3 protein-coding genes are annotated in these 13,207 nt (G+C 62.7%); all 3 read left to right on the forward strand.

Annotated elements, in window-relative coordinates; all coding sequences use genetic code 11:
* Window positions 1-9,765 (forward strand): Ig-like domain-containing protein (locus C6A40_RS12615; protein ID WP_114191287.1); only part of this gene is annotated, 9,765 nt, incomplete at its 5' end.
* A gap of 72 nt (window positions 9,766-9,837) precedes the next feature.
* Window positions 9,838-12,018 (forward strand): type I secretion system permease/ATPase, encoded by a 2,181-nt coding sequence (locus C6A40_RS12620; protein ID WP_114191288.1) that lies wholly within the window; start codon window positions 9,838-9,840, stop codon window positions 12,016-12,018.
* On the forward strand, window positions 12,015-13,190 hold the full coding sequence (locus C6A40_RS12625; protein ID WP_008502297.1) for an HlyD family type I secretion periplasmic adaptor subunit: 1,176 nt from the start codon (window positions 12,015-12,017) through the stop codon (window positions 13,188-13,190). The genes C6A40_RS12620 and C6A40_RS12625 overlap by 4 nt, the downstream gene beginning before the upstream one ends.
* Window positions 13,191-13,207: the final 17 nt, after the last annotated feature.

Here is a 13,207-nt window from a genome sequence, read left to right on the forward strand (position 1 = left end):
AACGTGAACGGCAACAGCGCCTCGGCGGGACGTGAGTACAGCGTGGATGCCACCGCGCCGACCGTCACGATTAACACCCTGGCGACGGATGATATTCTGAACGCCGCCGAAGCGAAGAGCGATCTGACGGTTTCCGGTACCACCACCGCCGAAGCGGGCCAGACGGTCACCGTGTCGCTGAACGGCAAAGACTACACCACCACCGTCAGCGCAGACGGCAGCTGGACGCTGAACGTTCCGGCGGCCGATCTGGCAGGATTAACCGACGGCAGCGTCACCGTGACCGCATCGGTCAGCGACAAGGCGGGTAACCCGGCGTCCGTGGACCACAACCTGACGGTGGATGTGACCGTCCCAGCTGTCACTATCAACACCATCGCGGGTGACGATGTGATTAACGTGGCTGAACACAGTCAGGCACACGTTATCAGCGGCACCGCCACCGGCGCGGCCGCGGGCGATAAGGTGACCGTCACCATTGGCGGCCAGACCTACACCACCGTGCTGGACGCGGCGGGGAACTGGAGCGTGGGCGTCCCGGCGAGCGTGATTTCCGGCCTCAGCGACGGCACCGTGACCGTCACGGCGTCGGTCACCGACGCGGCGGGCAACACCGGCACCGGCAGCCATAACGTCACCGTCGATACGGGGCTGCCTTCGGTCAGCTTCAACGCCATCAGCGACGATAACGTGCTGAACGCGGTGGAAAAAGGTCAGGATCTGAGCGTGAGCGGCACCAGCGCCAACCTGGCGGAAGGCACCGTGGTGACCGTGACCCTGAACGGCAAAAACTACACGGCGACGACGGCGGCAGACGGTACCTGGAGCCTGACGGTTCCGGCGGTGGATCTGGCCGGTCTGGGTCAGGCCAACTACACCCTGAACGCGACCGCCACCAACGGCGTGGGCAACAGCGTGAGCAACACCGCGAACCTGCTGGTGGACACCGCGCTGCCAACGGTCACCATCAACACCGTGGCGGGCGATAACGTCATTAATGCGGCGGAAGTGGCCGCAGGCCAGACCCTGAGCGGCACCGTGGCGAATGCCGAAGCGGGCAATACCGTGACCGTGACCATTGGCGGCAACAGCTACACCGCAACGGTGCAGAACGATCTGACCTGGTCTGTCAACGTGCCGTCTGACATGCTGACGGCGCTGGGTAACGGCAGCCTGAGCGTGACGGCGACCGTCACCAACGGCCACGGCAACACCGGCACCGGCGAGCGCGAGATCGCTATCGACGCTAACCTGCCTGGTCTGCGCGTCGATACCGTGGCGGGCGACAACGTGGTCAACAGCATTGAGCATGCGCAGAACCTCATTGTCACCGGCTCCAGCGACGGGCTGGCACCGGGTACGGCCCTGACCGTCACCATCAACGGTAAAGACTATGCGGCCACGGTGCTGGCGGACGGCAGCTGGAGCGCGGCTGTTCCATCAGCGGACGTGAGCGCGTGGCCGGAAGGTACCGTCAAAATCAGCGTTACCGGCGACAGCTCAGCGGGTAACCCGATTACCATCAGCCACGATGTGACGGTAGATCTGGCGACCGTTGCCACCAGCATCAATCCGATTGCGATCGACGACGTGATCAACGCGGCGGAGAAGGGCGCGGATCTGGTGCTGTCCGGTGCGACCATCAACGTGGAAGCCGGGCAGACCGTGACCATCAGCCTGAACGGCAAAATCTATAGTGCGACAGTAGACGACAGCGGCAGCTGGACCTGGACCGTACCGTCTGCGGATCTGGCTGGCCTGAAGGACGGCGATGCCAGCGTGCAGGTGAGCGTCACCAACGTGAACGGCAACAGCGCCTCGGCGGGACGTGAGTACAGCGTGGATGCCACCGCGCCGACCGTCACGATTAACACCCTAGCGACGGACGACATTCTGAATGCCGCTGAAGCGAAGAGCGAACTGACCGTGTCCGGCACCAGCACCGCCGAAGCGGGCCAGACGGTCACCGTGTCGCTGAACGGCAAAGACTACACCACCACCGTCAGCGCGGACGGCAGCTGGACGCTGAACGTTCCGGCGTCCGATGTTGCGGCCCTGACGGACGGCAGCGTGACCGTTACCGCAAGCGTCAGCGACAAGGCGGGTAACCCGGCGTCCGTTGATCACAACCTGACGGTGGACGTGACCGTTCCTGTGGTGACCATCAATACCGTGGCGGGCGACGATGTCATTAACCTCGCAGAACACAGCCAGGCGCATATCATCAGCGGCACCGCCACCGGCGCGGCCGCGGGCGATAAGGTGACCGTCACCATCGGCGGTCAGACGTACACAACCGTGCTGGACGCGGCGGGGAATTGGAGCGTGGGCGTCCCGGCGAGCGTGATTTCCGGCCTCAGCGACGGCACCGTGACCGTCACGGCATCGGTTACCGACGCGGCGGGCAATACCGGCACCGGCACGCATAACGTGACCGTCGATACCGGTCTGCCTTCGGTCAGCTTCAACGCCATCAGCGATGACAACGTGCTGAACGCGGTAGAGAAGGGTCAGGATCTGCGCGTCAGCGGCACCAGCGCCAACCTGGCAGAAGGCACCGTGGTGGCCGTGACCCTGAACGGCAAAAACTACACGGCCACGACGGCGGCAGACGGCACCTGGAGCCTGACCGTTCCGGCGGCGGATCTGGCGGGTCTGGGCGAAGCGAATTACACCCTGAGCGCGAGCGCCACCAACGGCGTGGGCAACAGCGTGAGCAACACCGCGAACCTGCTGCTGGATACCGCGCTGCCAACCGTCACCATCAACACCGTGGCGGGCGATAACGTCATCAACGCGGCGGAAGTGGCCGCGGGCCAGACCCTCAGCGGCAAGGTCGCGAACGCGGAGGCGGGCAATACCGTCACTGTGACCATTGGCGGCAACACCTACACCGCAACAGTGCAGAGCGATCTGACCTGGTCCGTGAACGTACCGGAATCCGTCCTGACGGCGCTGGGCAACGGCGACCTGACGGTGTCTGCGACTGTGACCAACGGCCACGGCAACACGGGAACGGGCGAGCGTGAAATCGTTATAGACGCCAGCCTGCCGGGCCTGCGCGTCGATACGGTAGCGGACGACGATGTGATCAACAGCATCGAACATACTCAAAACCTGATCGTCTCCGGCACCAGCGACGGGCTGGCGGCAGGCACAACGCTCACCGTGACCGTCAATGGCAAAACCTATGCGGCCTCCGTGCTGGCAGACGGTTCCTGGAGCGCGGCGATCCCGGCGGCAGACGTCGCGGCCTTCGCAGCAGGTACGGTCACCGTGATCGTGGCAGGCCAGAACGCGGCGGGCAACCCGGTGACCATCAGCCATGACGTGACCGTCGATCTGGCGGCGGTGGCTATCAGCATCGATGCGATTGCCACCGATGACGTGATTAACGCGGCGGAAAAAGGCGCGGATCTGGTGCTCTCCGGCAGCACGTCTAACGTGGAGGAAAACCAGACCGTTACCGTTACCTTCGGCGGCAAGACGTACACCGCTAAGGTGGATGCCGACGGTAACTGGACGGCCACCGTGCCGTCCGCGGATCTCGCGGGCCTGAAAGACGGTGACGCCAGCGTGCAGGTGAGCGTCACCAACGCGCACGGCAACATCGCGTCGGCGGGCCGGGAGTACAGCGTGGACGCGACGGCGCCAACCGTGACCATTGATACGGTCGCAGGCGATAACGTGATTAACGGCAGCGAAGCGGCTGCGGGCGTTGCCATCTCCGGCACCACCACGGCGGAAGCCGGGCAGACGGTCACCGTGACGCTGGGCGGTAAGAGCTATACCGCGCAGGTGCAGCAGGGCGGCGTCTGGAGCGTGAACGTGCCGGGCAGCGATCTGACCGCACTGGCGGATAGCGGCTACACCGTGCAGGTGAGCGTGAGCGACGCGGCGGGGAACCCGGGCAGCGCGGGTAAGACGATTACGCTTGATACCACGCCGCCGACCGTCAGCTTTAACGTGGTGGCGGGCGATGACGTGATTAACAGCGTGGAGCACGGCCAGGCGCAGATCGTCAGCGGGTCGGCAACCGGCGCGAACGTCGGGGATAAAGTGGTTATCACCCTCGGTTCGTACCAGTACACCACCACCGTTGACGCCAGCGGCAACTGGAGCGTGGGCGTTCCGGCCAGCGTGATTTCCGCGCTGACCGACGGCACCGTGACCCTCAGCGCGACCATTACCGACAGCGCGGGTAACAGCAGCACCCAGACCCATGACGTGGTGGTCAACACCGCCTCCGTGGCGCTGACGGTGAACACCGTTAGCGGTGACGATGTCATCAACGCGGCTGAAGCCGGTTCGTCACTGGTGATTAACGGTTCCAGCGCGCAGTTCGCCAGCGGGACCCAGGTCACCGTGACCCTGAACGGCAAGACCTATACGGCTACGATCCAGAGCGACGGCACCTGGACGACCACCGTACCGGCCGCCGACGTGGGTGCTCTGGCCGATGGCGCACGCTATCAGGTGTCGGTGTCGGCACAGGACAGCGCGGGCAACAGCGCGTCGGCAACGCACGGCATCAGCGTGGATACCACTGCGCCGGTGGTGAGCATTGGGACGCTGTCGGTTGACGACATGCTGAACGCCGCGGAAGCGCAGCAGCCGCTGACCGTGCACGGATCTTCCAGCGCGGAGGCGGGGCAGACCGTTACCGTGACGCTGGGAGGAAAAACCTACACTGCGCTTGTCGGCAGCGACGGCACCTGGACGCTCGACGTGCCGGCAGCCGACCTGGCCGCCCTGAGCCAGGGCGCGCTGACGGTCACCGCCTCGGTCAACGACAAAGCCGGTAACAGCGGCCAGACCACGCACACCTTAACGGTGGATACCGTCGCGCCAACCGTGACCATCAGCACCGTGGCCGATGACGATATCGTCAACAACGCGGAGCAGCTGGCGGGCCAGACCATCCGCGGCACCACCACGGCGGAACAGGGCCAGACGGTGACCGTCTCCTTCAACGGGCACAGCTATCAGGCGACCGTCGGGGCGGACGGATCGTGGTCGGTCTTCGTGCCGGGCCGTGATTTCCTCGGCCTGAGCGACGGGGAGTACACCATCACCGCGTCGGTAAGCGACAGGGCGGGCAACCCGGGCAGCGCAACGCACGACGTGACGCTGAACGGCGATGTTCCAACCATCACCATTAACACCTTTGCGCAGGACGACATCGTCAACGCCGCCGAGCACGGCACGCCGCTGGTCGTCAGCGGTACCACCAACGCGCCTGCAGGCCAGACGGTGACCCTCACGCTGAACGGCAAAACCTATGCGGCAACCGTCCAGAAGGACGGCACCTGGAGCTACACGGTCAGCAGCGCTGACGTGGCCGCGCTGGCAGACGGCGGCTCGTACGTGATTAACGCCCAGGTGAACAACACCATCGGCAACAGCGCCAGCGATAACCATACCGTCACGGTGGATCTCACCGCGCCGTCGATGGGGATCAGCATTGATTCGCTGCAAAACGACACCGGCCTGAGCGCAACGGATTTCATCACCAACGACAGCCAGGTCGTCGTCAACGGCTCGCTGACCGCGCAGCTCGGCAATAACGAGAAGGCGCAGATCAGCCTCGACGGCGGGGTCACCTGGATCGACCTGACCGTGACCGGCACCACCTGGCGCTACGCCGATGGCCGCACCCTGACGGACGGGACGTATCAGTACCAGGTCCGCGTGATTGATAACGCGGGCAACGTGGGGGCCACGGACAGCCAGGACGTGGTGATTGACCTGACGAAGCCTGCGGCAACCACCATTACCGTGGATTCCATTACGCAGGATACCGGCCTGTCCGGCAGCGACTTTATCACCAGCGACAACCAGATCAGCCTTAAAGGCACGCTCGGCGCGTCGCTGGGCAGCGGCGACCACGCGCAGATCAGCCTTGACGGCGGCGTCACCTGGATCGACGTCAGCGTCAGCGGCCTGAGCTGGACGTATGTCGATGGGCGCACGCTGGCCGACGGGGATTACAACTACCAGCTGCGCGTGATTGACGATGCGGGCAACATCAGCGCCACCGCCTCTCAGGTCGTGACCATTGATACGGTTGCACCGGACGCCAGCAAAACGATCGCCATCGACAGCATCAGCGACGATACCGGCCTGAGCAGCAGCGACTTTATCACTCGCGACACGTCCCTGACGCTGCACGGCTCGCTCGGCGCGACGCTGGCCGACGGCGAATACGCCCAGATCAGCATCGACGGCGGCGTCACCTGGCAGAACGTGATTGTCACCGGCAACAGCTGGTACTACGTCGATAGCCGCACGCTGGGTAACCAGACCTATGACTATTACGTCCGCGTGGTGGATGCCGCCGGTAACGTGGGGGCCAGCGCCCATCAGCAGGTGACCGTCGATACGATTGCTCCGGATGCGGCGATCACGGTGTCGGTGGATAACATCACCGTGGATACCGGCTTCGACAATAACGACTTCCTGACCAGTTCGACCTCGTACACCCTGCACGGAACGCTCGGCGCTGAACTCGGCGCGGGCGAGTACGTGCAGGTGAGCATGGACGGCGGCACGACCTGGGTGTACGCCACCGTCAGCGGCACCCAGTGGAGCTACAGCGATACGCGTGCCCTGACCGACGGCAGCCATAACTATCAGGTGCGGGTGGTTGACCAGGCGGGTAACGTCGGGGCCACCACCTCGCAGGCGGTGACGGTGGACACGCAGGCGCCGCAGTACGGCATCACCATCGACAGCATCAGCGACGATACCGGCCAGTCCGGGAGTGATTTCATCACCATGGACACCACGCTGACCCTCAACGGTTCGCTGGGCAGCGCGCTGGCAAGCGACGAGCGCGTGCAGATCAGCCTCGACGGCGGGAATACCTGGTCAGACGCCACGGTCACCAACCAGCGCTGGAGCTACACCGATACCCGCGATCTGCCTGACGGAGACTACACCTACCTGGTGCGGATTATCGACCAGGCGGGCAACGTGGGTTCCACCGCGTCTCAGGTCGTCACGGTAGACACCACGCCGCCGACCACGGTCGGTACGGTCGTGAGCTATACCGACGGCGAAGGCGAGCGTCAGGGCACCTTTGGCAGCGCGGTGGCAACGGACGATAACTCGCCGCTGATCAACGGGACGCTGAACCGCGCCCCGGACGACGGCGAGATCGTGCAGCTTTACCGTGACGGGGTTCTGCTCGGCCAGGTGACCATGAACGGCAGCGCAAGCTGGTCCTTCCAGGACAACGGCCTGAGCGACGGGAATCACACCTACATCGTGCGCGTCACCGACAGGGCCGGAAACTACACGGAATCGGACGGCTTTGTGCTGAACGTCGATACCAGCATTCCGACCACCACGGCGGCGATTACCGCGCAGACCACGTCGGATACCACGCCGATCGTCAGCGGTACCGTCTCCGCTGACCTGGTGAACGGTGAATACCTGGTGGTGACGGTGAACGGCAAAACCTACACCTCCCAGACGGGCGGTGCGGTGGTGGTCGACCCGGATCACAACACCTGGTATCTGCAGATCCCGGACGGCGATGCGCTGAGCGTGGCGAGCTACAGCGTGACCGCGCAGGTGAAGAGCAGCGCGGGTAACGGCAATACCACCGGTACGGCGACCGGCAGCCTGGTGATTGATACCACCTCGGTGAACACCGACTGGGCAACCACGGCGGGGAACAGCAACAACTCCACCATGACCCTCGGCATGAACAGCAGCGGTCTGTGGAATATCATCGCTAACGGCCAGTCTTACTCCAGCAGCGATAGCTCGACCTATGCCGGCAATACGCTGACTAACACCCGTAACTACTACGTGGTGAGCCAGACCGCCGCCGACTTTGACCGTAACGGCACGCAGGACATTTTCGCGACGGAAAATACCTACGCCGGGTCAACGCAGGTGATGTGGACCTACGATGGCAGCACCTATAACGCCAGCCAGCTGGCAATGGGCACCACCATCTGGTTCGGCGGCGTGATTGCCTACGATAAAACCGGGGATGGGTATCTGGACCTGGCGTACGGTGACTCCGGCGCGGACTCCATTACCTATCTGATCAACAAAAACGGGGTACTCTCGCCTGACGGCACCTACGGCGGCGCGGGGTTCTGGGGACAGTTCACCACCATGCGTGAAATCTCCGGCGTCGATATTAACAATGACGGCACCGTGGATGTGGTTCAGCACACCAACCGCAGCGGCGCGTACTCGTTAACCGTGATCAACAACAACGGCAATGGCACGCTCTCCATCGGTCAGAACCTGACGAACGTGTTTGTACCCAACGCCTCGAATACCACCACGGCGGCGTCTATGACGTGGGCGGACTTCAACGGCGATGGCTACATGGATCTGTACCTGGGCAGCAGCTACAACAACAACGGCGGGGTGATCTACTACAACGACGGTACCGGGAAGCTCTCGGCCACCAAGAGCGCGGTGGAGGCCTCTAACGCAGCGGCGGGCTATCTGTCGGTGGCGGTGGACTGGAACGGTGACGGGCAGATGGACATCGTCAAGCTCAGCACCTACGGCGGCTCGCAGACGGCGACGCTGTTCACCAACAACGGCTACGGCTCCACCTGGACCGCCAGCCAGCTGGCGTCCGGCATTGCTTACGCCACCGGCGTGGCGGCAGTGGACTATAACTGGGACGGTGCGCAGGACCTGCTGGTCTCTCAGCAGAACGGCAAGGTGGTGCTGGTGCAAAACAGCAAAACCATTGCTGACGGCACCGCGATGCATCTGCACATTGTCGACAGCGAGGGCATCAACGCCTACTACGGCAATACGGTCAACCTGTACAACGCCGCGGGCGTGCTGGTGGCCTCGCAGATCATCAACGCCCAGTCCGGTATCGGGTCGAACGATACGTCCGCGCTGGTGAGCTTCTACGGGCTGGATCCGAATGAAACCTATTCGGCCGAGATCCTGAAGATCACCAACGGCGTGTCGGATAACGTCACCTGGAGCGGTCTGGAGGCGGGCAACGGCAAAGAGGGCTACGTCCTGACGGCCGAAGCGGCCACCGGCGGCCACAGCGGAACCATTACCGGAACCGGGTATAACGACACCTTTATCGCCGAAAATGGCACGTATACCTACAACGGTTCCGGCGGCTGGACTACCCATTCCGACCATGACACCTGGAGCAACACCGGCGGGATGGACGTGGTGGATTACCGCAATGCGACCTCTGGCGTGACCGTTGACCTGCGCCTCTCAACCGCGCAGGACACCGGCTTCGGCACCACGCGTCTGCTGAACATCGAAGGGATTAACGGCTCGGATTACGACGACGTCATCACCGGCAACAGCGGTGATAACCGGTTCGAAGGTCGCGGCGGAAACGACACCTTCAACATCGGCAGCGGCGGTCACGATACGCTGCTCTACAAGCTGATCAACGCCTCGGATGCCACGGGCGGTAACGGTCACGACGTGGTGAACGGCTTTACGGTCGGCACCTGGGAAGGGACGGCGGACACGGATCGTATTGACCTGCGCGATCTGCTTTCCGGCAGCGGCTATACCGGCACGGGCTCGGCGAGCTACGTGAACGGCGTGGCCACGCTGGACAGCAGCGCGGGCAATATCAGCGATTACATCCGCGTGGTGCAGAACGGCAGCAATACCGAGATCCAGGTTGACCTGGACGGTACCGGCGGTCAGTTCTCGCCAACCACCCTGGTGACGCTGAACGGCGTGCAGACGGATCTGGCGACGCTGCTGGCGAACCATCAACTGTTAATTGCGTAAAACAACGCCGCGGGGAGCAATCCCCGCGGCCTTTTGGCGTTTCTTTAGACGAATTGCGTTACCCCGGAGATTATGAAGACACATCCACAGTACGAACCCTGGCTGCAGGGCATGCTCATCATCGCGAAGCACTACCGGCTGGACTTTTCGGTGGAGCACGTTCGGGTCACGATTAACCATGAAAGCCAGTCGCCGCGCCAGCTGGTGCTGGAGGAGATGGCGCGCCAGCTTGGGCTGGGGATGCGCGTGGTGGCGGCGGAAGCGGCATCCCTCGATCCGTGGCGTCTGCCGCTGCTGGCGGAATTTACCGGCGGGCAGATTGCGGTGATCAACCGCATGGACAACGAAGGCAACGTCAGCCTGCAGTTCAGCGGCGACGGCGGCCTGGAGACGACGCTAACGCGCGAGGCGCTCGGGTCGCGATTAAAGGGCCTGATGGTGCTGCGCCCGCTCGAGTCCACGCCGGATGCCCGCGTGGATGACTACATCAAACCGTATGAAAAAAACTGGTTCTGGCAGCTGGCGCTGAAGGACTGGCGACGCTACGGCGACATTATGCTGGTGGCGCTGGTCGCCAACGTGCTGGCGCTTTCCGGCATGGTCTTCTCCATGCAGGTCTACGACAGGGTGGTACCGTCGCAGTCAGAAGCCACGCTGTGGGTGCTGTTCGGCGGCGTGATGATTGCCATCGTGTTCGAATTCATCATGCGCATGCTGCGCGTGCACATTTCTGACGTGGTGGGGAAGCGTGCCGATCTGCGCATCTCTGAACGCGTCTTTGCCCACGCGCTGCGGATTAAAAACGGCGCACGCTCGAAATCAACCGGATCGTTTATCGCGCAGATTCGCGAGCTGGAGTCGGTGCGCGAGCTGATCACCTCGACGACCATTGCGGCCCTCTCCGATCTGCCGTTCTTCCTGCTGTTCGTCTTCATTCTGTGGATGATTGGCGGTCCGCTGGTGCTGGTGGTTCTGCTCGCCGTGCCGCTGCTGCTTATTCCGGGCCTGCTGGTGCAGCGCCCGCTGGGAAAACTCTCCAGCGAAGGGATGCGTGAATCCGCCATTCGCAACGCCACGCTGGTGGAAGCGGTGCAGGGCATTGAAGACATCAAGCTGATGCGCGCCGAGCAGCGTTTCCAGAATCAGTGGAATAACACCAACGACGTTGCCGCCAGCGTCGGCATGAAGCAGCGCTGGCTGACGGGCCTGCTGCTCACCTGGACCCAGGAGGTGCAGTCCATTGTTTATGCGGTAGTGCTGCTGGTGGGCTGTTATCTGGTCATCAGCGGCGACATGAACACCGGTGCGCTGGTGGGCACCTCGATTCTGGCGTCGCGGACCATTGCGCCGCTGTCGCAGATCTCAGGCGTGCTCTCGCGCTGGCAGTCGGCAAAAGTGGCCCGCAAGGGGCTGGACGACCTGATGCAGCGGCCGATTGACGATCCGCAGCACGGCAAGAAGGTGCACAAAGCCCACCTGCGCGGCGACTATGCGCTTGAGGACGTCGGGTTTTATTACGACGAGGAAGAGAAACTCACCGTGCTCAACATCAGCAAGCTGCAGATCCGCGCCGGAGAACGCGTGGCGGTGCTCGGGCGCAATGGCTCCGGCAAAAGCACGCTCCTACAGCTTCTGGCGGGCATGCAGGAGCCGCAGCAGGGCAGCATTCTGCTGGATGATATTGCCCTTAACCATCTCGACCCGGCCGACGTGCGTCGCGACATGCAGCTGCTGAGCCAGCAGGCCCGTCTGTTCTTTGGCTCCGTGCGGGACAACATCCTGATGGGTAACCCGCTGGCGACCGACGATGAGATTCACCAGGCGCTGGTCAACAGCGGCGCGCTGGAGTTTGTGCGCAAACAGAAAATGGGGTTGAACACTGTCATCAACGAGGGCGGAACGGGCCTCTCCGGCGGTCAGCGACAGGCGCTTTTGCTGGCGCGCGCCCTGATCACCTCGCCGACTATCCTGCTGCTGGACGAGCCTACCGCCTGGCTGGACGAAATGAGCGAAAAGCAGTTTATTCAGCATCTTCACACATGGCTGGGTAAACGCCGGACGCTGGTGGTGGCCACGCATCGCCTGCCGATTCTGGACCTGGTCGACCGCATCATCGTGCTGGAAAACGGCAAGGTGGTGATGGACGGCCCGCGCGACGCCATCCTGCACCAGCACGGCATGGCGCCGCAAAAGACAGCACAGCGCACCGTGACCATGAAACCGGCGGCGGTTGCAGAGGAGGGCGCAGCATGAATGATTTCTCCCGTTTTAATAGCCGACTGAAAGAGCCGCGCCTTCCGCGCGCCACGCTGGTGGCATGGTCGCTGTTCGCCCTGCTGGCGGCGTTTATCGCCTGGGCGAGCCTGTTCCATCTTGATGAGGTGACGACCGGCAGCGGTAAGGTGATACCGTCTTCTCATGAGCAGGTCATCCAGTCCCTGGAAGGCGGCATTATCCACAGCCTGATGGTGCGCGAAGGCGACATCGTCGAGCGCGGCCAGCAGCTCGCGCAGCTTGATCGGACAAAAACCGAGTCGAGCGTGCTGGAGAGCGAGTCGCGTCTGAATGCGGCGCTGGCCACGGCGGCACGCCTGAAGGCCGAAGTTAACGACACGGAGCTGACGTTTCCCGAGGAGCTGGATGACGACGTTGAGCTGGTTAAGCAGGAAACGGCGCTCTATCAGTCCCGTCGCGAGAGCCTTGAAAAGGGGCTGGCTGGTTTACGTCAGGGTGCCGAGCTGGTGCAACGCGAGCTGTCGTTGACCCGTCCGCTGGTGACCCAGGGGGCGGCCAGCAAGGTGGAGGTGCTGCGTCTTGAGCGTCAAAAAAATGAGCTTGAGAATAAAATCACCGAGATGAAAAACCAGTATTACGTCCGCGCCCGTGAAGAGCTGGCGAAAGCCAATGCGGAGATTGAAGCCCAGCGTTCGGTGATGAAGGGTCGGGAAGACTCCCTGACCCGACTGACTTTCAATGCGCCGGTTCGCGGGATCGTAAAGGATATTGACGTCACGACCGTGGGCGGCGTCATCCCGCCGAACGGCAAGCTGATGAGTCTGGTTCCGCTTGACGATCAGATGGTGATTGAGGCGAAAATTTCGCCGCGCGATGTGGCGTTTATCCATCCTGGCCAGAAGGCGCTGGTGAAAGTGACGGCCTATGACTACTCCATTTACGGCGGGCTGGAAGGGGAAGTGACCATGATTTCACCGGACACCCTGCAGGATGAGGTGAAAAGAGATGTTTATTACTATCGCGTCTATATTCGTACCGACAGTAACCATCTGACCAATAAGCAAGGTCAGGAATTCCCGGTCTTTCCGGGCATGATTGCTACCGTAGACATTAAAACCGGCAGCAAAACCATTCTGGATTATCTGTTGAAACCGCTGAACAAGGCAAAAGAGGCGCTGCGGGAACGATAGGTGAAGGGCGTTCGGAA

Origin of the sequence: Enterobacter sp. GER_MD16_1505_Eko_090 (genome assembly GCF_003331015.1) — a bacterium.
GTDB classification, from domain to species: domain Bacteria; phylum Pseudomonadota; class Gammaproteobacteria; order Enterobacterales; family Enterobacteriaceae; genus Enterobacter; species Enterobacter roggenkampii.